This window comes from Microbacterium sp. NPDC057741, assembly GCF_042798735.1.
GTDB lineage: Bacteria > Actinomycetota > Actinomycetes > Actinomycetales > Microbacteriaceae > Microbacterium.
Genome location: NZ_JBHVJW010000001.1, coordinates 881,687 through 902,995 on the forward strand (window position 1 = coordinate 881,687; position 21,309 = coordinate 902,995).

Consider the following 21,309-nt stretch of genomic DNA (forward strand, 5'->3'; position numbering starts at 1 on the left):
CTCGTGAGCGGATGCCGGGGCTCAGCCCTCGACGACCTCTTCGACCTTCTCGTCGGCCGCAGCCTCCTCGAGCACGGGCTCGAGGGACAGCTTGCCGCGGTCGTCGATCTTGGTGATGCGGACCAGCAGCTTCTGGCCGACCGAGAGCACGTCGTCGACGTTCTCGACACGCTTGCCACCGGCGAGCTTGCGCACCTCAGTGACGTGCAGCAGGCCGTCCTTGCCGGGCAGCAGCGAGATGAAGGCGCCGAAGGTGGCGATCTTCACGACGGTGCCGAGGAACTGCTCGCCGACCTCCGGGTTGGTGGGGTTGGCGATCGCGTTCACCTGGGCACGAGCGGCCTCGGCCGACGGGCCATCGGTCGCGCCGATGTACACGGTGCCGTCCTCCTCGATGGAGATCTGCGCGCCGGTCTCATCCTGGATCGCGTTGATCGTCTTGCCCTTGGGGCCGATCAGCTCACCGATCTTGTCGACCGGGATCTGCACGCTGATGACACGCGGCGCCGTCGGCGCCATCTCGTCGGGAGCGTCGATCGCGGCGTTCAGGACGCCGAGGATCGTGAGGCGAGCCTCCTTGGCCTGGGTCAGGGCACCTGCCAGAACCTCGGACGGGATGCCGTCGAGCTTGGTGTCGAGCTGGATCGCCGTGACGAACTCACTGGTGCCGGCGACCTTGAAGTCCATGTCGCCGAGCGCGTCCTCCGCGCCCAGGATGTCGGTCAGCGCCGCGTAGCGGGTCTGACCGTCGACCTCGTCGGAGACCAGGCCCATGGCGATGCCGGCCACAGGTGCGCGCAGCGGCACACCGGCGTTCAGCAGCGACAGGGTCGAGGCGCAGACGGAGCCCATCGAGGTGGAGCCGTTCGAGCCGAGGGCCTCCGAGACCTGACGGATCGCGTAGGGGAACTCCTCGCGGGTGGGCAGCACCGGCACGAGGGCGCGCTCGGCCAGGAAGCCGTGCCCGATCTCGCGACGCTTCGGCGACCCGACACGGCCGGTCTCACCGGTCGAGTAGGGCGGGAAGTTGTAGTGGTGCATGTAGCGCTTGCTGGTCGTGGGCGACAGCGAATCGATCTGCTGCTCCATCTTCAGCATGTTCAGCGTGGTGACGCCCAGGATCTGGGTCTCGCCGCGCTGGAAGATCGCCGAGCCGTGCACGCGCGGGATGACCTGAACCTCCGCGTCCAGCGGACGGATGTCGGCCAGGCCGCGCCCGTCGATGCGGATGTTCTCGCTGAGGATGCGTCCGCGGACGATCTTCTTGGTGACCGACTTGTACGCGGCCGAGAACTCGAGGGTCGCGACGGCCTGCAGTTCGCCCGCCTCGACGGCGGCGACGAGCTCGGCGTGGACGCGCTCCTTGATCGCGTCGTCAGCGGTCTGACGCTCGATCTTGTCGGCGATCTGGTAGACGCCGACGAGCTCGTCGTAGGCGCGCTTCGCGACGAAGTCGTAGGTCTCCTGCGAGTAGGGCAGGAACACCGGGTAGACGCCCGGCTCCTTCGACGAGTGCGCGGCCAGCTCTGCCTGAGCCTTCACCAGCTGGGCGATGAACGGCTTCGAGGCCTCGAGGCCCTGGGCCACGATCTCCTCGTTCGGCTTGGTGGCGCCGGCCTTGATCAGGTTCCAGCTGCCCTCGGTCGCCTCGGCCTCGACCATCATGATCGCGACATCCTCGGTGCCGTCGGTCTTGGTCACGACGCGACCGGCGACGATCAGGTCGAACACGGCCTCGCTGACCTGCTCGGCAGTCGGGAACGCGACCCACTGGTCTGCGTGCTCGCCGTGACCGGGCATGAACGCGAGGCGCACGCCGGCGACGGGGCCCGAGAACGGCAGACCCGAGATCTGAGTCGACGCGGACGCCGCGTTGATCGCGAGTGCGTCGTAGAACTCACCCGGTGCGATCGAGAGCACCGTGATGACGATCTGGACCTCGTTGCGCAGACCGTCGACGAACGACGGACGCAGCGGACGGTCGATCAGGCGGCAGACGAGGATCGCCTCGGTGGAGGGACGACCCTCGCGCCGGAAGAACGAACCCGGGATCTTGCCTGCAGCGTAGGAGCGCTCCTCGACGTCGACCGTCAGCGGGAAGAAGTCGAAGCCCTCACGCGGGTGCTTGCCCGCGCTGGTGGCCGAGAGAAGCATGGTCTCGCCGTCGAGGTAGGCGGCGACTGCGCCCTGAGCCTGCTGCGCAAGGCGGCCGGTCTCGAAGCGGATGGTGCGGGTGCCGAAGCGGCCGTTGTCGAGAACGGCCTCGGTGGCGGTGATTTCAGGACCTTCCAAGAGGTCTCTCCTTCTTTGTTTAGGCTCGCGCGTCCGTGTGACGAGCGAGCATACGTACCTGTATGCAGATGCATGAATGGCACAGGCGACCGCATCAAGACTATCAGTGGCAGCTGCACTAGGCTGGCGCCATGAGTACCGAAGGCAAAGACGCCGCGTCCGAAGAGATGAAGCGCAAGTTCAAAGAGGCGCTCGACAAGAAGAATGCGCGAGGACGCTCAGGGCAGGCACACCTCGACGGCGACTCAGCCGTGCACGCCACCAATGCCCCGCAGATGAAGCGCGAGTTCCGCCGCAAGAGCGGCTGAGCAGAACACCAGCACGGGAGCACGCTCATGACAGACAAGAAGCCCCAGGGGCCCGACGACGAGAAGGAGACCCTTCGCGACGACGAGGCCTTCGAGACGGCGCAGACCGAGGCCGAGCAGCAGCTCGAGATCCGTCGGGGCCTCGGCGCAGAGGCGTTCGAGGGCGGCATCGAGGGCTGAGCCCCTCGTCGCGCGGCGGTGCTGCGGGTCAGCGGATCCGCAGCACCGCCGGCACCCTGAGCGCGACCGTCCCCACCGAGAGCACGAGCAGCACCGCCGCCCAGAAGGTCACCGGCGCGACGCCGAAGGTCTGGGCGAGCACACCCAGCAGCAGTGAGCCGATCGGGATCATCCCTATCGCGAGTTCCTGCAGGCCGAGCACACGGCCGTGCAGCCGCTTGTCCGTCACGATGAGCAGAAGCGTCGTCTGCAGCACACCGAAGGCGGCGCTGGCGAATCCCGCCACCGCGAGCACCGCGAATCCGGCCGGCGCCGAGGTGAGCAGCGCGAAGACCGCCCACAGCGCACCCCAGATCATGGTGCCGAACACGAACAGCGCCCCCTTGTTGCGGAAGTCGCCGAGGGCGGCGATCACCACGGAGCCGACCAGTCCGCCGATGCCCGAGCAGGCGAGCATGATGCCCAGCCCGTCGGCGTCGAGTCCGAAGCGCTGGTCGGCGAACACCGGCATGAAGGACTGGTAGACCGGCCACAGGAAGGTGTTGGCGACCACGGTCACCATGAGCACGCCGACGGCGAGCCTGTTGCGTCCGATCAGGCGGAAGCCGCTCACCAGCATCCGCAGCACCGGCTCCGGCTCGGCATGCGCGACGTGCGGGATGCGGCGCAGCGGAACGAGCAGCGCGAGTGAGATGGCGTACCAGGCGGTGGACACCCACAGCGCGGCGGGGGCTCCGAGCCCGGCGATCATCGCACCGCCGATCGCCGGTCCGACGACCTGCGTCATGTTCATGGCCAAAGAGTTCAGCGCATTGGCGTTGGACAGGTTCGCGGGGCCGACCAGATCGAGGGCCAGCGAGGCGCGCGCCGTCTGCGACGGCGACTGCGCCAGCCCGATGGCCAGTCCCCCGGCCAGCAGCGCCCAGTAGGACAGCATCCCGGCGGATGCGAGGAACGAGACGACGGCGATCGACACCGTCGCCCAGCCGCAGGCCAGCAGCAGCAGGCGCACCTTGTCGAATCGGTCGGTGAGCGCACCGGCGATCGGGCCGAGCAGGAGCGGGGCGAGCCGCACTGCGGTGAACAGGGCGACGAGGAACTCCGAGCCGGTCATCTCGAAGGCCATCCAGCCCAACACGAGCGTCTGGGTCCAGACCCCGCCGAAGAAGAACAGGTTCGAGGTCCACAGCAGCTGGAAGTCGCGATTGCCCCGCAGAGAAGAGACCGCCGTGGCCAAGCCGATCCGCTGCGTGGGGCGGGTATCGGCTTCGGTCACGACGGTCTCCTTCAGTCAGTCCAGACTGAATGGTATACCATTTCGGATCACTCCCCGGCGAGGCCTCCGAGCAGGTGTCCGAACGAGCGCCCCTTGCCCAGATAGGTCTCCGGATCGAATGGGTCGGCGTCCGAGGCCGGCTCGCGGCGGGCGATCGCCTCGGCCAGCTCACGCGCGCCGCGCTCGACCCTGGCGCTGAGTGGCGCCACGTCGTCGGCGTTCGCACCCCAGTCGCTGGATGCCGCGAACACACCCGTCGAGACGGGTTCGGCGTGGAGGTAGGTGAACAGCGGCCGGATGGCGTAGTCCACGGCCAGCGAGTGCCGTGCCGTGCCGGCGTTCGCGCCGATCAGCACGGGCTTGCCGGTGAGGGCGTCCGGGTCGAGCACGTCGATGAACGACTTGAACAGCCCGGAATAGCTCGTCGAGAAGATCGGTGTCACGGCGATCAGTGCATCCGCCGAGACGACGGTGTTGATCGCCGTCTCGAGCGCAGGCGGCGCGAAGCCGGTCAGCAGGTTGTTCGTGATGTCATGCGCGAGGTCGCGCAGCTCGATCACGTCCACGGTCACCGGGATGTCCTGCCCACGCAGGACCTTCACGGTCTCCGCGGCCAGCCGGTCGGCCAGCATCCGCGTCGAGGACGGGTTCGACAGGCCGGCCGAGATCACGGCGATACGACGCTCGGTCATGTCAGGCTCCCTTCGTCGCTGCGGCGCCGAACGCCGAGCCGATCGGCGCAGCTCCGCCGTCCTGGTAGGGCGATCCGGCGGTGAGGTTGTCACCGCGGTTCGCACCGGGGCGTGCCTCGCGCGCCGGGCCTTCGCCGTAGACCGCCTTGACGCGGGCAGCGTGGGTCGGGGCATCCGGCACGTTCGCCGGGCGGTCCTTCGCGAGCTCCTTCCGGAGCACCGGGACCACCTCACCGCCGAGCAGATCGATCTGCTCCAGGACGGTCTTCAGCGGCAGGCCGGCGTGGTCCATGAGGAACAGCTGGCGCTGGTAGTCACCGAACGTGTCGCGCATGCCGGCGTACCTGTCGATGACCTGCTGCGGCGAGCCGACGGTCAGCGGCGTCATCTCGGTGAAGTCCTCCATCGAAGGGCCGTGACCGTACACCGGACCGTTGTCGAAGTACGGACGGAACTCGTTCACGGCGTCCTGCGACTTCGGACGGATGAACGCCTGACCGCCCAGACCGACGATCGCCGTCTCCGGCGCGCCGTGGCCGTAGTGCTCCCAGCGCTGGCGGTACAGCTCGATGAGGCGCTGGTAGTGCTCCTTGGGCCAGAAGATGTTGTTCGCGAAGAAGCCGTCGCCGTAGTACGCGGCCTGCTCGGCGATCTCGGGCGTGCGGATGGAGCCGTGCCAGACGAACGGCTTGATGCCGTCGAGGGGTCGCGGGGTCGCGGTGAAGCCCTGCAGCGGAGTGCGGAACTTGCCTTCCCAATCCACGACGTCCTTGGTCCAGAGCTCGTTCAGCAGCGCGTAGTTCTCGATCGCGAGCGGCAGACCCTGGCGGATGTCCTGGCCGAACCACGGGTACACCGGCCCCGTGTTGCCGCGGCCCATCATCAAGTCCATCCGGCCGCGCGAGAGGTGCTGCAGCATCGCGTACTCCTCGGCGATGCGCACCGGGTCGTTCGTGGTGATCAGGGTCGTCGACGTCGAGACGATCAGACGCTCCGTCTGCGCGGCGATGTACGCCAGCAGCGTGGTCGGGCTCGACGAGAAGAACGGCGGATTGTGGTGCTCGCCGATGGCGAAGACATCCAGCCCCGCCTCCTCGGCGTGCTTGGCGATGGTCACCGCAGCCTGGATGCGCTCCGCCTCACTCGGGGTGACTCCCGTGGTCGGGTCCTGCGTGATGTCGCTCACCGACATGAGACCGAACTGCATACCGCTCTGCTCGTTCACGATTTTCTCTCCAGATCGGGATGCCGTGGCATCCGGGTTTATTCAAGTGAATGTATCTCGTACAACGCCCAGACCGCAAACATATTCCCGCAGGTAGCCTCGACAGATGAGCAGTGCCGCTGTACCCCCCGTTCGCGTTCGAAGAAGAGTCCCGTTCTGGGACAACGCCCGCTTCGCCTGCATCGTGCTGGTGGTCCTGGGACACGGCATCCAGCGACTGATCTACGACTCCGACATCTCGTACGCCTTCTACCTGACGATCTACGCGTTCCATATGCCGGCGTTCGCGATCATCTCGGGCTACTTCTCGAAGGCCTCCAGCCCCACCCGCCGCCAGATGGCGCGGGTGATCACCGACATCCTGGTGCCGTACGTGATCTTCGAGGGCCTCTGGGCGCTGACCAAATGGCTGGTCGAGGGCCAGGCGAAGCCCAACCTGACCCAGCCGTCCTGGACGCTGTGGTTCCTGCTCGCACTCGGCATCTTCCGGCTGGTGCTCCCCTACCTGGCGCTGCTGCGCTGGCCGCTGATGTGGGCATTCCTGATCTCGATCGGCGTCGGCTACATGTCCAACGTGGACAGTACGTTCTCGCTGTCCCGCACCCTCGGACTGATGTTCTTCTTCACCCTGGGTTGGTGGCTGCGCGAGCACGACATCGTGCGGCGCTTCCGGCTCATCGAGTTCCGCCCCTGGTGGCTGCGGCTCTGCGCGATCGCCGCGCTCGGCGCCTGGGCGCTGGTGTGCTGGCGATGGCTGCCGTTCTGGGATGAGGTCGACCTGCGCTTCTGGTTCTTCTACGACGACTCCTACGCAGGCCTCGCCGCAGACCAGTGGTGGGCCGGCGGCATCCGCATCGCGCTGATGGCGCTCGCCATCGTGCTGAGCGCGGCGTTCTTCGTGCTCATCCCCCGCCGCGCCACCTGGTGGACTCACTTCGGGCAGTACACGATGTACGTCTACCTGCTGCACTCCTTCGTGCTGTACCCGTTCCGCGAATCCGGAATCCTGCGCGGACTCGACCCGACCTGGATCTGGCTGCCGCTGATCACGGTCGTGGCAGTGCTGATCGCGCTCGCCCTGTCCACCCGGCCCGTGCGGCGAGTGTTCCGCCCGCTCATCGAGCCGCGGCCGCGCTGGCTGTTCGCCGATCCTGCGCTGGTCTCGGCAGAGGATCACCGCAGCGACCCCACTGGCTCGCGCCGACGGCCCGAGTGAGCACGGAAGGCGCCCATCCCCGCTCGGGGACGGGCGCCTTCCGTGACGCGAGGACAGCTCAGGCAGCAGGCTCCTCGTGATCGGTGGGGGTGTGGATGATGTCGAAGTAGACCTCGGTGTTCTCCGGATCGGGGAACACGCGGTAGGTGAACTCCTCATCGGTCAGAGTGACGATGTCGGAGTCGCGCTCGAACAGCACCTCGCCGGCGTCGTCCTTCGCGACGATGTGACGGGTCTTGCCGGCCTCCGTCACTGTCCAGTCGCCCTGCATCTTCGGGGAGTCGTCGAGGTTGTACATCGTGAACGACCCGCCGTCCTTGAAGTACGCCCAGCCGACGAAGTTCTTCACGTTCTCGTCGTCGAGCGCGACGTCCGCACCTGCGGCGTCGGTCGCGCCGGTGGTCTCCCACGCGGTCGACGCGAGAACGTCGGAGGGAGACTCCGCCGCCGCCTCTTCGGAGGCCGAGGCACCGGAGGTCGGCGCACTGTTCGGCCCGGCAGGCGCGCAGCCTGCCAGCAGGCCCAGGGCGATGAACGCCGAGGCGGTGATCATGATCGGCTTCTTGAGCTTCATCTGGATGTCCTTCGTTTCGTGGTCGCAGTGGACCGGTGTGCGAGCACCGACCCGTTGCATCCATGCTCTTTCCCGGACCCGCAGGCGGTCATCGGCCGGCAGGGTGCGAACGAGTAGCCGATCGGATGATGTCGGACTCGTCCCGCCCTGCGAACGTGGATGGGACGCTGACCATCGGAGGCACCATGACCGCTCGACCTGCACGCCACCGCGACCGCCGCCTGACCGGACGTCTCGCCGCGCTCGCTGCCGCCCTCGCGACAGCGGCGCTCGTGATGACCGGGTGCACTGCGTCACCGGCATCCGACGCCGCAACCGCCGACGACGCTCCCACCGCGGCGCTGTGGCAGGCTGTCCGCGACGGAGATACGGGGGCTGTCCGCGCAGCGATCGACGACGGCGCCGACCTCGAATCTCGCCGTGACGGCGATGCCACGCCGGTGGTCGCCGCGACGAAGGACGAGAAGACCGACATCGCGCTGATCCTGCTGGATGCCGGCGCGGATCCGAACGCGAAGGACGATATCGAGGACTCCGCATTCCTGTACGCCGGAGCCGAGGGACTGGACGAGATCCTGACCGCCACGATCGAGCACGGAGCCGACGTGAGGAGCACGAATCGCTACGGCGGAACGGCGCTGATCCCGGCCGGCGAGCACGGGCACGTCTCCACGACGCGAATCCTCATCGCCGCTGGCGTACCGCTCGACCACGTCAACGACCTGGGCTGGACCGCGCTGCTCGAGGCGATCGTGCTCGGCACCGGTTCTGCCGATCACATCGAGACCGTGCGCCTGCTGCTCGAGGCCGGTGCGGATCCGAGCATCGCGGACGGCAACGGCGCGCTGCCCCGTGAGCTCGCCGAGCAGGCGGGCTACGACGAGATCGTCGCCCTGATCGACGCGGCGTCCTGAACCGGTGTCGGGGCTACGCGAACAGCGGTGCCCCGACGTAGGACCCTGCCACGGCGCCCGGCGGGATCGCCCACAGTCCCGAGCCGACGTGCCGGACGTACTCGTTCATCAGATCTGTGGAGAGGCTGCGCTGCAGAGTGATGAACTGCGCCGGATCTCGCTGGTACGAGATGAAGAACAGCCCCGCGTCGAGCCGGCCCAGTTCGTTGTTGCCGCCGACGTAGTTGAAGCCGCGGCGAAGGATGCGGGTGCCGCCGTTCGAATCCGGGTGCGCGAGCCTGACGTGGCTGCGGCCGTCGAGCCCCGCGAGCTTCGGCTCGGTGAACTCGGTGCCGCCGGACAGCGGTGCCCCTTCGCCCTTGTCACGGCCGAAGGTGCGCTCCTGCTCGGAGAGCCTCACGCGATCCCAGGTCTCGATGATCATCGCGATCTTCCGCGCGACCAGGTACGAGCCTCCAGCCAGCCAGGCCGGCTCGTCGGACTCCGCCACCCACACGCTCTTGTCGAGAGCGTCGGAGTCGTCGGCCAGGATGTTCGCCGTGCCGTCCTTGAACCCGAACAGGTTGCGCGGGGTCTGCTGGTCGGACGTCGTGCGCGAGGTCTTGCCGTAGCCGAGCTGTGACCAGCGCAGCCGCGCCCGGCCGAAGGCGATCCGGCTCAGATTGCGCACTGCATGCACGGCGACCTGCGGATCGTCCGCGCAGACCTGGATGCACAGATCTCCGTCAGAGGATTCCGGCGCGAGGTCGTCGCCGAGGAACGCCGGCAACCGCTGGAGTGCGGCGGGACGCATGTCCCGAATGCCGTAACGGTCCTCGCCGTCCTTCTCGAACAGCGTAGGGCCGAAGCCGATCGTGACCGTGAGCCCGTTCGCATGCAGACCCTGCGCCTCGCCGGTGTCGTCCGGCGGAGACTCGGGCGAGCCGTCCACCGCGCCGGTGGCTGACACGTCAAGTCCCTGCGTGATCCGGGAGGAGGCATAGGACCAGTCCTGCAGCAGCTCGATGAGGTCGGCGCGATCGGTGCGCGGCATCATGTCGAAGGACGCGAAGTGCAGGTGCTCCTGCACTGGCGTGATGATGCCGGCCTGGTGCGCGCCGAAGAACTCATGCGGCGCCTCCTCGTTCGGGCCGCGCTGGGATGCCGCGACCGCGTACCCCGCTCCGGCGCCCGCAACGAGTGCTGCGGCACCCCCGCCGACGGCCAGGCCGAGCAGGCCACGCCTGCTCAGGCCGCGCTGCGACCGCGCGTCGGGAGCATCCGTTCCGGTTTCCGCGCTCTGCTGCTCGGTCACTTCAGCCCCACCCGCGCTCAGGAGAGCGTCGTGCCCGTGAGCTGCGAGAGCGGCTCGGCGAGGGAGTTGATCAGGTCGACGAGCTCGCGCTTCTGCACGTCGGTCAGCTTCTTGAAGTCTGTGAAGCCGTCCTTCAGCGATCCGTGCTGCGCGAGTGCGGCATCGAGGTCGGCGTAGCCGGTCTCGATCTGCTTCACCAGCGCGGCGCCATCCTTGCCCTGGGCCGCGGCGAACTCGCTCACCAGCGAGAACGCCATCTTCGACCCCTCGACATTCGCGGCGAAATCGTTCAGATCGGTGCCGGACCACCAGTCCTCCTCGCCGGTGATCTTGCCGGTGGCGACCTCGTCCAGCAGCGCGATCGCGCCGTTCGAGACGCCCGAGATGCCCTGGTCCTCGAGGTTCTTCACGAAGTCGTCGGAGTGCACGTAGTCGTACAGCTCCTGCACGTCGGCGATCAGCTGGTCGCCGTAGTCCGCCCGCTCTGCCGTCGTCGACGGCGCCCAGTCCTTCCAGGCGGAGGTCTCGTGATCGGCGTTCAGCGCGTCCTTCGCGGGGACCCAGAGGTCCTTCTCGATGCGGTGGAACCCGGTCCAGTCCAGTCCCTCCGCGACGGCGTCGACCTCGCGGTAGTCGATCCGCGGGTCGAGGTCGCCGAGCGCCTCGGCCACCGGCTCGATGCGCTCGTAGGATGCGCGGGCGGTCGGGAACAGCTGCCGCGCCTTCGCGTCGTCGCCGTTCTCGTAAGCGGTGACGAACTCGTCCACGGCCGGCACCAGCTGGCCGACCTGGTCCTTCACGAATGCGGCGTAGAGGTCGACCGCCTTCTTCTTCTGCGCGGCATCCGGCCCGTCCACGGCGACCCGGTCACCGGTGACGGTGAACGCCGCCTTGCCGACGCCGTCGCCGACCATGCCGGGCTTGCAGACCGTGAAGTACTTGCCCGGCTGAACGGTGACGGTCAGTGCGCGCGAGGCGGACGGCGCGACGTTCTCGACCTCACCGACGATCCGCAGACCGTCGTCGGCGAGCAGGTAGAACTCGGTCACCTGATCGCCGCCGTTCGTGATGTCGAAGGTCAGCGTGCCGCTCTTCGCGGTGTCCGTCGAGACGGCGCACTCCGACCCTGTGGACGAGACGGTGAAGGCCGCGGAGGGGTCGGCGTCGGCCTTGGCCACGCAGCCGCTGAGCAGGAGCGCGGCCGCGCCGGTGGCGGCGATGGCGCTGAGGACGCGGGAGGAGGAGGTCATGCTGTTCCTTCAGAGGTCGTGACGGGAAGTCCGGGTGCCGGAGCGGATGCCGCGGACGCGGGGTCCGCGCGGGAGGAGGTCTGTGCGGGGGCGGTCGCGGATGCCGCAGTCTCGGCCGTCTTCGCGGTGCGGCGGCGCGGAAGGCCGCGCAGGAAGAACGTGCCGACGATGACGATGTACAGCAGCCAAGCGATGACCTGCAGCCAGCTCATCTGGGGCATGAAGCCGAGGGTCGCCTGCAGAAGCACCGCCCAGAGACCGGTCGGTGCGATGACACCACTCAGATCGAATGCCCAGCCGAACGGGAAACCGGCCCAGCCGATCAGCACGGCGCCGGTGGCGGGATCGAGCGGTGCCATGGCGCTGAACGGACCGGGGAGAACACCGGCCTCCTGCAGGTCCTTCACCGCATAGGCGAGGACGCCCGCAGCGACGATCACGAGAAAACCACCGGTCCAGGCGAAGAATCGCCGCAGGTCGAGCTTCACCGCGCCACGCGCGAGCAACCAGCCGACGATCACCGCGACGACAAGTCCGAGCCCGGCGCCGAGGAGCACCGACGGATCGCGACCGAAGGTCTGCGACATCGACCACAGCAGCAGGGTGGTCTCGATGCCCTCACGCGCGACCGAGACGAATCCGACGGCCACCAGCGCCCACACGGTTCCGGCTTCGAGGGCACGGTCCACGCCGCCCTGAAGCGAGGCCTTCATCGTGCGGCCGGCCTTCTGCATCCAGATGATCATCCACGTGACCATGACTACGGCCAGCAGCGAGAACAGCCCACCGATCAGCTCCTGCGCCTGGGAGGTGAGAGCGTACGCGCCGAACGTGAGGATCGCACCGATCCCCAGCGCCAGCGCGACGGCCAGTCCGATGCCTGCCCACATCTTGGGCAGCACGTCGGCGCGTCCGATCCGCTTGAGGTAGGCGACGAGGATGCCGACGACCAGCGCGGCTTCAAGGCCTTCACGCAGGCCGATGAGGAGTGATGCGAACACGCGGGGCGACTCCGAGGACGGACGAAAGTAAGGAATGCCTTACCTATGAAACTCTAGCATCCGGGTAACCCCGCGCAATATTCGTGACGCCGTGTGAAACGGCGTCTACCGTCTTTCCATGGCCGAATTCTCCCTTCCTGTCCTCGACCTCTCCCGCCTCGACGCCGGGCCAGAGGCCGCCGAGCGCTTCCGTGCGGAGCTGCGCGCGGCCACCCACGACGTGGGCTTCTTCTATCTGACGGGCACCGGCATCTCCACTGAGCTCGAGGCGCGTCTGCACCGCGCGGCGCGGGACTTCTTCGCACTGCCCGAGGCCGACAAGCTCTCGATCGAGAACGTGAAGAGCCCGCACTTCCGCGGGTACACCCGCATCGGCGGCGAGCGCACGCAGGGCAGGGTCGACTGGCGCGAGCAGATCGACATCGGCCCGGAACGCGAGTCGATCGAGGGCGGCCCGGCTTTCAATCGCCTCGTCGGCCCGAATCTGTGGCCCGAGGCCCAGCCTGAGCTGCGTGAGGTGGTCGAAGAGTGGCACGCCACGCTCTCCGAGGTGTCGCGCCGGCTGCTGCGAGCCTGGGCGGAGGCTCTGGGCGCGGAGTCGTCGTACTTCGACGAGCACTTCGGCGAACCGCAGACCCTGATCAAGATCGTGCGCTACCCCGGCAAGGCCGATCCCGAGCCGCAGCAGGGTGTGGGCGCGCACAAGGACTCCGGCGTGCTGACGCTGCTCTGGGTGGAACCGGGCAAGGGCGGACTCCAGGTGCGCCGCGACGGCGCGTGGGTGGATGCCCCGCCGGTGCCCGGTGCGTTCGTCGTGAACATCGGCGAGATGCTCGAGTACGCCACCGGCGGGTACCTGAAGGCGACCGATCACCGCGTGATCTCGCCGAAGGCTCCGGACGAGCGGATCTCGATCCCGTTCTTCTTCAACCCCGCACTCGACTCGCGCCTACCGCTGATCGAGCTGCCGGCCGAGCTCGCCGCCGAGGCGCGCGGGGTCACCGAGGACCCGGCCAACCCGATCCACGCGCTCTACGGCGAGAACGCGCTGAAGTCGCGACTGCGCGCGCACCCGGATGTGGCAGCGATCCACCACGCCGATCTGGTCGGGGTCTAGACCGTCGGGAACACCGGCGGGAACAGCTCCTCCACCGTGCCGCCGCCATGGTCGCGGAGGGCGTATGCATCCCGCATCCTGTCGAACAGCCGCTGCGCGTCGCGGCGGATCGCGTCGAGGTCGATTCCGGGGATCTCACCGTCGCGCATGACGACCCGGCCGCCCACCATGGTCAGGCGCGCGTCGCGTGCGGAGCCTGCGAGGACGAGGGCCCGGATCGGATCATCGATCGGTCCGGTGCGCACATCGTCCAGACGGAACGCGGTCAGATCGGCGGCGGCGCCGACGGCGATGCGCCCGAGATCAGGCCGGTGCAGGGCGTGCGCACCGCCCACGGTCGCGGCATCGATGTAACCCGCGACATCCCCCATCGAGAGGTCGCCGTTCTGCACCTTCGCCGCCGAGACGCCCACGTCGATGCCGCGGATGAGATCGGGCGGGAACGAGTCGGTGCCCATCGCGAACACGATGCCCGCGTCCCGGTAGCGCGCGAAGGTCTGCAGCTCGGAGCCGTACCGCGCGTTCGTGAGCGGGCAGTGCACCAGGGCGACGCCGGCGTCGGCAAGAGTGGCGAGGTCGCCGCGGTCCTCGCCGTGCACGCGCGGATCGATGTCGATGACCACGCCGTGCGGCACGATCAGACGGTCGTGCAGCAGCCCGGTGCGCTCGATCAGTTCGAGCGGCGTGCAGCCATGGGTGCGCAGGATCTCGTCGCGCTCCCCCACTCCCTGCAGCGCGTGCAGCCGCACCAGGGCGCCGCGTTCGGCGGCGGCCTGCGCGGTGGCGACCATCAGCTCGGGCGTGAGCGTCTCGATGCGGCAGGGCAGGAACACGGGCGTCAGCAGCGGATCGCCCCAGGACGCGACCGCGTCGTGGAATCGGATCGCGTCGGCGAGCCCCGCCTCGCCCTCGGACGCCACGAAGCGGAATTCCCTGGCGTCGCCGGAGATCACCGGCACAGCGGAGCGGTAGGACGGGCCGAGGAATCCGCGCAGTCCGAGTCCTCGGGAGAACTCCGCCATCGCGAGCAGGTCCTCCGCGCTCTCGGCCCACTCGGAGTGCACTTCGGAGGCGATCGGCATGTACGAGGTGATGCCGTGCAGCGCGAGCTGCACGAGCGCGATCTCGCGCACCCGTTGCCGTTCCTCGGCCGTGAACACGTGACGACGCTGCGCGAACCACTCCGCGGACCAGGTCAGCCGCCTGCTGTGCGCGCCGTCCCACCAGGAGTCGAGCTGCAGGTGGTCGATGTCGGTGAGAGCGTCCAGGTCGATGAGCCCTGGCATCAGCAGGCTCTGGCCCAGGTCGATGCGCTCCGCGGCATCCGCTGGTGCACTTTCTGTCGGCCCCGCGTACACGATCATGTCGTCCTCGACGACCACGGCGCCGTCGCGCAGCTCACGGTGCGTGCTGCCGTCGTGCACCAGCACATGGTCGGCGGTGATCAGGGTGCGTCGGAGCATCGGTGGTCCTTCCATCCTGATCTGGTATACCAGAATTGTGCTGATCCGAGATGTGCGCCCGTGGGGCGAACCTGCTTCCGATGTCCTCCTCGACGGCGACCGCATCGCCGAGATCCGCGCGCACGATCCGGCGGCCCCGGCGTCACCGGGGGATGTGGACGGTCGCGGCCGCCTGCTGCTCCCCTCGTTCAGCGACGTGCACGTGCACCTGGACTCCTCACGGATCGGCCTGCCGTTCCGCGAGCACACCGGCGCCCCGGGCGTCTGGGGCATGATGATGAACGATCGGAACAACTGGCGCAGCACCGATGTCCCGCACGCCGAGATCGTGGCCGGCACCCTCGAGGCGATGATCGCCCGCGGCACCACGCGGGTGCGCTCGTACGCGCAGGTCGACGTGGACTGCAAGCTGGAGAAGTTCGACTCGGTGATGGCGGCGAAAGAGAAGTACGCCCGGCAGGCCGACGTGCAGGTGATGACCTTCCCTCAGGCCGGCATCCTCCGCGAGGAAGGCACCATCGAGTACCTCGAGGAGTCGCTCAAGCAGGGCGCCGACGTGATGGGCGGCATCGATCCGTGCCAGCTCGACCGCGACCCCGCCCGTCACCTCGACATCGTGTTCGGACTGGCCGAGAAGTACCAGGTCGAGATCGACATCCACCTGCACGAGCCCGGCGCCCTGGGCGTGTTCAGTACCGATCTCGTGATCGAGCGCGTGAAGGCGCTCGGCATGCAGGGCAAGGTGACGATGGCGCACGCATACGACCTCGGCGCGGTGAACGATGCCACCACTCAGCGCCTCATCGAGACGTTCGCCGAGCTGGACATCTCGATGGCTTCGGTCGCCCCCGCCGCCCCGAACCAACTCCCGCTGGTCCGGCTCATCGAGGCAGGCGTGCGCTTCGGCCTGGGCGAGGACGGGCAGCGCGACTACTGGAGCCCGTACGGGAACTGCGACATGCTCGACCGCACCTGGCAGCTCGCGTTCACGAACGGCTATCGCCGCGACGACCACATCGAGCTCGCCCTCGCTGTGGCCACCATGGGCGGCGCGAGCATCATGTCGCACGACGTGCCGCGCGTGACCGGTGTCGGCGATCGCCCCGGGCTCGGGGTCGGCGACCGCGCCGACCTGCTCCTCGTGGACGGCGAGACCCCATCCAGCGCCGTCATGGACCGTGGCACCGACCGCACGGTGCTGCACGACGGCCGTATCGTCGCAGACGGACTCCGTGTCGTCGCGGGCTGAGGCCACGGGCGGGCTCAGCCGAGCGATCGCCCTCGGTGCGGCCCTGCTGGTCGGCATCAATCTCCGCCCGGCGATCACATCCGTCTCCACTCTGCTCGACCACGTCTCGGCGGCATTCGCCCTCGGCGATGCCGGCACCGGCGTGCTGGCCACACTGCCGATCGTCGCATTCGGCGTCACCGCACCCCTCGGCCCCCTGCTCGCGCGGCGGATCGGCACCTCGCGTGCGCTGCTCGTCGCGATGCTCGCGCTGGCGGCCGCGCTCGCGCTGCGGGTCGTCAGCGGATGGATGCTGGTGCCGGGAACCTTCATCGCCGGCGCCGCGATCATGATGGGGGCCACGCTGATCCCGCCGTTCTTGAAGTCGCTGGGCGCGTCAGGGCTGTGGGTCGGTCTGAGCACGATGTCCTTCGGCGTGGGAGCAGCCCTCGGTGCCGGTCTCTCGGTGCCGCTCGAGGACGCCCTCGGCGGCACAGCGGCAGCGCTGGCCAGTTGGGCGGTACTCGCCCTGATCGCGGCTCTCGCCATGCTCTTCGCCGGTCGCACCGCCGGCGGTGACCCGCAGCACAGTCCCCGGATCGCGATCACACGCGACAACCGCTCGACCATGCTGATCATGACCGCCGTGTTCTCGCTGCAGTCCCTGCTCTACTTCGCCGTCACCACCTGGCTCCCGTCCATGCTCGCCGAGCGCGGCACGGATCCGGCCGCTGCGGGGTGGCTGCTGGGCTGGTTCAGCCTGATCGGTCTCGTGCCCTCACTGCTGGCGCCGGTGATCGCCCGTCGGCGGCGAGCCCTGACCTGGTTCGGACCGGGTCTGGGTCTGGCGATGGCGGCGGGCTACGCGTGGTTCGCGCTCAGCTCCGGAATGGACTCTGCAGTCGTGTCCTGGCTCGGCATCGTGCAGAACGCCGGCTTCGGCCTGGCCATGGGCCTGCTGGTCAGTCTCTCGGCCGACGCGCCGTCCGCCGGCATCCTGTCCGCGATCGCCCAGGGCGTCGGGTACGCCGTCGCCGGTGTCGGCAGCCTGCTGCTCGGCCTGCTGCATGATGCGACAGGCGACTGGACCGCCAGCATCCTGGTCATGGCAGTCCTCGGCGTGGCACTCAGCGCGTGCACGATGCTCGTGATCCGCAGACAACCGATCTCGCTGATCGCCGGCTGATCCGGCGCGGACACGATGAAGGCCTCCCCACACCGTGGGGAGGCCTTCTCAAGAATGTTCTGCGCGATTGAACGCTCGGAACGCGGTGCCCTTGCTTATCGGCGAAGTCCGAGACGCTCGATCAGCGAGCGGTAGCGCTCGATGTCGACGTCCTGGAGGTAGCCGAGCAGACGGCGGCGCTGACCGACGAGCAGGAACAGGCCACGACGCGAGTGGTGGTCGTGCTTGTGCTCCTTGAGGTGCTCGGTGAGGTCCTTGATGCGCTGCGTCAGCATCGCGACCTGCACCTCGGGGGATCCGGTGTCACCGGGGTGCGTCGCGTACTCTTCGATGATCGCCTTCTTGACGTCTGCTTCCAGTGCCATAGATTCGATCCCCTCTCACTCATTGCGCGGTGCCCGGCGCCTGATGCGCGAGCTCTCTTTATCCGCGGCCGATCTAACGGCAACCTGAAGAGTCTACCAGTGATCCGGGGCGCCGACCGACCGCCGGTGCGGACCCCTCGGATACGCTCGGATGATGCAGTACGGAACGCACGCGTGAGCCATTTCATCGACCTCTCCCCTCTCAAGGCTTCTCCGGCGTTCGCGCGGATGTGGATCGGCTCGACGCTGGCCGGCATCGGTGGCCAGCTCACGATGGTCACCGTCATGCTGCACGTGTTCGCCATCACGCAGAGCACCTTCGCCGTGTCGATGATCGCCGTCGCCGGACTCGTCCCGATGATCCTCGCCGGGCTGTACGGCGGCATGCTCGCCGACGCCTTCGACCGCCGCCTCGTCGCCCTGATCGCGGCGACCGTGACCTTCGCCGCCACTGCACTGCTGGCCGTGCTCACCTGGACGCACAGCGAGACGATCTGGTGGCTGTACGCGCTGAGCATGATCATCGCCGCGGCGAACTCGGTCGGCATGGCCACCCGCACCGCGATCGTGCCACGTCTCATCTCCCGCGAGAAGCTGGCCGCAGCGTCCGCGCTGAACGGCGTCGCGTTCGGGCTGACCGTGATGGCGGGCCCCGCACTGGCGGGTCTGCTGGTCGCCCTGACCGGCTACGGATGGACGTACACGATCGACGTCGTGCTGATGCTGGCGATGTTCCTCGGACTGTGGACCCTGCCCGCACTCGTGCCGGAGGGGGAGATCGTGCGGCCGGGCCTCGCCTCACTGGTCGACGGCTGGCGGTTCCTGCGCCGCGCCGGCAACATCCGGATGCAGTTCATCTGTGACATCCTCGCGATGACGTTCGGCCAGCCGCTGGTGCTGTTCCCGGCGCTGGGCACCGTGATCCTCGGCGGTGGCGCGTTCACGACCGGCATCCTCACCGCGGCGGTCGCCGTGGGCACGTTCGCGTCCAGTCTGCTCTCCGGGCGAGTGGTGCAGTACCGCTGGCACGGCCGCGGCATCGAACGGGCGGTGCAGGCCTACGGCCTCGCGATCCTGCTGTTCGGCGCGGTGCTGCTGATCGGATCGTTCACCTCGTCCGCCGACGCGAGGACGGCGGACGTCGGGCTGATCATCGCCGCCTGCCTTGCGCTCGCCCTGTCGGGCGCGTGCGACAACGTCAGCTCGATCTACCGCAACACGATGATGCAGGCGGCCGTGCCCGACACCATGCGCGGACGACTGCAGGGCGTGTTCATCATCGTGGTGGCCGGCGGGCCGCGCATGGGCGCGCTGTACGCCGGCACGCTCGCGACACTCACGGCGCTGTGGTTCCCGCCGCTGCTCGGCGGCTTCCTGGTGATCGGACTGGTCGCGCTGCTCGCGAGGCGCAACCCGCGCTTCGCCGCCTACGACGCGGCCGATCCGGTGCCCTGAGTGCGATCGCGCGACGGAATCCTGCCGATCATCGGCGGATATCGGACGTCGCATCCGGAACCGCGCCGGCGCACGCCGTGGCGTGAATAGAGTTCGGGAGTGACTTCGACCGCCACTCCCCCGCCATCCGTCATCGCGCGCCCTCGGTCCGCGTCGATCGTGGTCCAATTCCTCCTGACGGGGATCGTGTGGGGATCCAGTTTCCTGTTCATGAAGGTTGCGCTGGGCGGAATCTCCCCGGCTCAGGTGGCGTGGTCCCGGCTGATGCTCGGCGCGCTCGCCCTCGGCCTGTTCGTCGTGCTGCGCCGCGACCGCCTGCCGCGCGCCGGCAGCACCTGGATGCACCTGACCGTCGTCGCCGTGACGTTCTGCGTCGTGCCGTTCCTCATCTTCTCGTGGGCTCAGCAGCATGTGAGCTCCGGGCTCTCCAGCATCTACAACGCGACGACGCCGATCATGACGGCGATCATGGCCTGGGCCGTGATGCGGGTGGAGAAGCTGAAGCCGGGACAGATCGTCGGCATCCTGGTCGGGATCCTGGGCGTGATGGTCATCATCGCCCCGTGGGGCGGACTGGACGGGAGCCAGAGCATCGGTGCGCAGCTCGCGATCCTCGGCGCCACCGCCTGCTACGGTTTCAGCTTCGCGTACATGCGGCGCTTCCTCTCTGACACCGGGGTGAGCGCGCTGGTGTTCACCTTCCTGAACATCGGCCTCGCCGCCGCGATCATGCTCCTGCTCACGCCGGTGCTGGTGCTGACACCGGTCAGTCTCGACGCCGGGGTCGTCGTGGCCGTGGTGCTCCTGGGCTTCCTGGGCACCGGCCTCGCCTACGTCTGGAACCAGAACGTGCTGCGGGCCTGGGGACCGACCAGGGCGTCGACGGTCACCTACATCACCCCGGTGGTCGGGGTCACGCTCGGAGTCCTCGTGCTGCACGAGCAGGTGACCTGGAACGAGCCGGTCGGGGTGCTCGTCGTGTTCGCCGGCATCCTGCTCGCACAGGACAGGCTCCGGCTGGGCCGTCGCGTCGCCTGAACATGCGAGAGGGGTGCGGATGCCGCAGCATCCGCACCCCTCTCGGGATGTGGCGATCAGGCCTGCAGAGCGCCCTGCAGGTCGAGGTTGATCGTGACGTCCTTGCCGACCAGGACGCCGCCGGTCTCGAGGGCCGCGTTCCAGGTCAGCCCGAAGTCCTCACGGTTGATGACGGTGGTGGCGGACGCGCCGGCCTTGTAGTTGCCGTAGGGGTCGGTGCCGAAGCCGCCGAAGTCGAGCGCGAAACTGACCGGCTTGGTGGTGCCGCGGATGGTCAGGTCGCCGTCCACGAACAGATCGCCGTCCTCGACGCGGGCGCCGGTCGACACGAACTCCATGGTGGGGTGGTTCTCGGTGTCGAAGAAGTCGGCGGAGCGCAGGTGCGCGTCGCGGCCCTCGTCGTTGGTGTCGATCGAGGTCACGTCGACGCTGGCCTCGACCTTGGTCTCGAGCGGGTTCTCCGGAGCGTACAGGGTCGCGCTCTTCACGCCGAAGCTGCCGCGCACCTTCGAGATCATCATGTGGCGGACGCTGAAGGTGACCTCGCTGTGCTGCGGGTCGAGGGTCCAGGTGCCGGCGCGGTAACCGGGGACGTCGATGGTGCTCATTGTGCTCCTTGGGGGAAGTCGTTGCCGCCGAATGGCGACACGGGTTACAACTTACATGCGTTTGGATATATTCCGAGGAATCGGATTTTCTTTTCCCAGGCAGAACAGGCCCCCACCCGGATGCCGGGTGGGGGCCTGCTGCGCGGAGATGTCAGCCGACGGCGACGAGGTCGATGATGAAGATCAGGGTCTTGCCGGACAGGAAGTGGCCCGCACCGGCCGGGCCATAGGCCAGGTGCGGCGGAATGACCAGCTCGCGGCGACCGCCGACCTTCATGCCGGGGATGCCCTCCTGCCAGCCCTGGATCAGGCCGCGCAGCGGGAACTGGATGGTCTCACCGCGACCCCAGGACGAGTCGAATTCTTCGCCGGTGTCGTAGTCGACGCCCGCGTAGTGCACGGTGACGGTGTCGCCGGGCTTCGCCTCGGTGCCGTCGCCGGCGATGATGTCGCGGATGACGAGCTCCGCGGGAGCCTCGCCGGTGGGGGCGTCGAACTCGGGCTTTGTGCGATCAGTCATGCCTCCATGTAACCGGACGCCCCGCGCACGGTCAACGCGAGGATGCGCGCCGAGAGCGAACAGCCGACCCTTGACACTTCGGATCGGGTGATGCACCCTGGGAACAG

21 protein-coding genes are annotated in these 21,309 nt (G+C 68.3%); 9 read left to right on the forward strand and 12 right to left on the reverse strand.

Features of this window, described 5'->3' with window-relative positions:
• Window positions 1-21: 21 nt before the first annotated feature.
• Window positions 22-2,292 carry a polyribonucleotide nucleotidyltransferase gene (locus tag ACFVDO_RS04305; protein WP_378858802.1) on the reverse strand — a complete coding sequence of 757 codons (2,271 nt, stop codon included), beginning with the start codon at window positions 2,290-2,292 and terminating at the stop codon, window positions 22-24.
• 131 nt (window positions 2,293-2,423) lie between these two features.
• Here ACFVDO_RS04305 and ACFVDO_RS04310 point away from each other — a divergent pair, with 131 nt between their 5' ends.
• Both ACFVDO_RS04310 and ACFVDO_RS04315 read left to right on the forward strand, forming a co-directional pair.
• On the forward strand, window positions 2,424-2,600 hold the full coding sequence (locus ACFVDO_RS04310; protein ID WP_378858801.1) for a DUF5302 domain-containing protein: 177 nt from the start codon (window positions 2,424-2,426) through the stop codon (window positions 2,598-2,600).
• A 27-nt stretch (window positions 2,601-2,627) separates the two neighbouring features.
• Window positions 2,628-2,780 carry a hypothetical protein gene (locus ACFVDO_RS04315; protein ID WP_378858800.1) on the forward strand — a complete coding sequence of 51 codons (153 nt, stop codon included), beginning with the start codon at window positions 2,628-2,630 and terminating at the stop codon, window positions 2,778-2,780.
• Between the two features lie 28 nt (window positions 2,781-2,808).
• Here ACFVDO_RS04315 and ACFVDO_RS04320 read toward each other — a convergent pair whose 3' ends face one another.
• The 3 genes from ACFVDO_RS04320 to ACFVDO_RS04330 are packed head-to-tail and all read right to left on the reverse strand — an operon-like array spanning window position 2,809 to window position 5,955.
• Window positions 2,809-4,056 (reverse strand): MFS transporter, encoded by a 1,248-nt coding sequence (locus tag ACFVDO_RS04320; RefSeq protein ID WP_378859868.1) that lies wholly within the window; start codon window positions 4,054-4,056, stop codon window positions 2,809-2,811.
• A 47-nt stretch (window positions 4,057-4,103) separates the two neighbouring features.
• Entirely contained in the window at window positions 4,104-4,748 is a 645-nt protein-coding gene (locus ACFVDO_RS04325; protein WP_378859867.1) for an FMN reductase, read from the reverse strand.
• Between the two features lies 1 nt (window position 4,749).
• The gene (locus tag ACFVDO_RS04330) at window positions 4,750-5,955 is read right to left on the reverse strand and encodes an LLM class flavin-dependent oxidoreductase (RefSeq protein ID WP_378859869.1); all 1,206 of its coding nucleotides are present in this window, start codon (window positions 5,953-5,955) and stop codon (window positions 4,750-4,752) included.
• A 124-nt stretch (window positions 5,956-6,079) separates the two neighbouring features.
• Here ACFVDO_RS04330 and ACFVDO_RS04335 point away from each other — a divergent pair, with 124 nt between their 5' ends.
• On the forward strand, window positions 6,080-7,189 hold the full coding sequence (locus tag ACFVDO_RS04335; protein WP_378859866.1) for an acyltransferase family protein: 1,110 nt from the start codon (window positions 6,080-6,082) through the stop codon (window positions 7,187-7,189).
• Window positions 7,190-7,247: 58 nt separating this feature from the next.
• On the opposite strand, the gene ACFVDO_RS04340 is transcribed toward ACFVDO_RS04335, so the two are convergent.
• Complete coding sequence (locus tag ACFVDO_RS04340) at window positions 7,248-7,763, reverse strand: DUF4822 domain-containing protein (RefSeq protein WP_378859865.1); 516 nt, start codon at window positions 7,761-7,763, stop codon at window positions 7,248-7,250.
• A 185-nt stretch (window positions 7,764-7,948) separates the two neighbouring features.
• On the opposite strand from ACFVDO_RS04340, the gene ACFVDO_RS04345 reads away from it, so the two are divergent.
• Complete coding sequence (locus ACFVDO_RS04345; protein WP_378859864.1) at window positions 7,949-8,677, forward strand: ankyrin repeat domain-containing protein; 729 nt, start codon at window positions 7,949-7,951, stop codon at window positions 8,675-8,677.
• 13 nt (window positions 8,678-8,690) lie between these two features.
• Here the strand turns inward: ACFVDO_RS04345 and efeB are convergent, their stop codons facing one another.
• The 3 genes from efeB to efeU are packed head-to-tail and all read right to left on the reverse strand — an operon-like array spanning window position 8,691 to window position 12,222.
• Window positions 8,691-9,971: an iron uptake transporter deferrochelatase/peroxidase subunit gene (gene efeB / locus ACFVDO_RS04350; RefSeq protein WP_378859863.1), complete on the reverse strand. Its 1,281-nt coding sequence runs from the start codon at window positions 9,969-9,971 to the stop codon at window positions 8,691-8,693.
• Window positions 9,972-9,988: 17 nt separating this feature from the next.
• Entirely contained in the window at window positions 9,989-11,221 is a 1,233-nt protein-coding gene (gene efeO / locus ACFVDO_RS04355; protein WP_378859862.1) for an iron uptake system protein EfeO, read from the reverse strand.
• Window positions 11,218-12,222 (reverse strand): iron uptake transporter permease EfeU, encoded by a 1,005-nt coding sequence (gene efeU, locus ACFVDO_RS04360; RefSeq protein WP_378859861.1) that lies wholly within the window; start codon window positions 12,220-12,222, stop codon window positions 11,218-11,220. Before efeU ends, efeO begins: the two co-directional genes overlap by 4 nt.
• Window positions 12,223-12,340: 118 nt before the next feature.
• On the opposite strand from efeU, the gene ACFVDO_RS04365 reads away from it, so the two are divergent.
• A complete protein-coding gene (locus ACFVDO_RS04365) occupies window positions 12,341-13,339 on the forward strand; it encodes an isopenicillin N synthase family dioxygenase (RefSeq protein ID WP_378859860.1) in 999 nt (332 codons plus the stop codon).
• Here the strand turns inward: ACFVDO_RS04365 and ACFVDO_RS04370 are convergent.
• Entirely contained in the window at window positions 13,336-14,802 is a 1,467-nt protein-coding gene (locus ACFVDO_RS04370) for a chlorohydrolase family protein (RefSeq protein WP_378859859.1), read from the reverse strand. The two genes, ACFVDO_RS04365 and ACFVDO_RS04370, sit on opposite strands and share 4 nt — an antisense overlap.
• Window positions 14,803-14,839: 37 nt before the next feature.
• Here ACFVDO_RS04370 and ACFVDO_RS04375 point away from each other — a divergent pair, with 37 nt between their 5' ends.
• Window positions 14,840-16,051 carry an amidohydrolase family protein gene (locus ACFVDO_RS04375; RefSeq protein ID WP_378859858.1) on the forward strand — a complete coding sequence of 404 codons (1,212 nt, stop codon included), beginning with the start codon at window positions 14,840-14,842 and terminating at the stop codon, window positions 16,049-16,051.
• Window positions 16,035-17,216, forward strand: a complete 1,182-nt coding sequence (locus tag ACFVDO_RS04380; RefSeq protein ID WP_378859857.1) for an MFS transporter — start codon at window positions 16,035-16,037, stop codon at window positions 17,214-17,216. Before ACFVDO_RS04375 ends, ACFVDO_RS04380 begins: the two co-directional genes overlap by 17 nt.
• A gap of 95 nt (window positions 17,217-17,311) precedes the next feature.
• Here ACFVDO_RS04380 and rpsO read toward each other — a convergent pair whose 3' ends face one another.
• Window positions 17,312-17,581, reverse strand: a complete 270-nt coding sequence (gene rpsO / locus ACFVDO_RS04385) for a 30S ribosomal protein S15 (protein WP_116241715.1) — start codon at window positions 17,579-17,581, stop codon at window positions 17,312-17,314.
• Between the two features lie 174 nt (window positions 17,582-17,755).
• On the opposite strand from rpsO, the gene ACFVDO_RS04390 reads away from it, so the two are divergent.
• Window positions 17,756-19,036: an MFS transporter gene (locus tag ACFVDO_RS04390; protein ID WP_378859856.1), complete on the forward strand. Its 1,281-nt coding sequence runs from the start codon at window positions 17,756-17,758 to the stop codon at window positions 19,034-19,036.
• A gap of 210 nt (window positions 19,037-19,246) precedes the next feature.
• Complete coding sequence (locus tag ACFVDO_RS04395) at window positions 19,247-20,074, forward strand: DMT family transporter (protein WP_378859855.1); 828 nt, start codon at window positions 19,247-19,249, stop codon at window positions 20,072-20,074.
• 56 nt (window positions 20,075-20,130) lie between these two features.
• Here ACFVDO_RS04395 and ACFVDO_RS04400 read toward each other — a convergent pair whose 3' ends face one another.
• Together ACFVDO_RS04400 and ACFVDO_RS04405 are read right to left on the reverse strand one after the other, a co-directional pair.
• Complete coding sequence (locus ACFVDO_RS04400; RefSeq protein WP_378857972.1) at window positions 20,131-20,682, reverse strand: YceI family protein; 552 nt, start codon at window positions 20,680-20,682, stop codon at window positions 20,131-20,133.
• A 151-nt stretch (window positions 20,683-20,833) separates the two neighbouring features.
• Entirely contained in the window at window positions 20,834-21,202 is a 369-nt protein-coding gene (locus ACFVDO_RS04405; RefSeq protein ID WP_378857971.1) for an FKBP-type peptidyl-prolyl cis-trans isomerase, read from the reverse strand.
• Window positions 21,203-21,309: the final 107 nt, after the last annotated feature.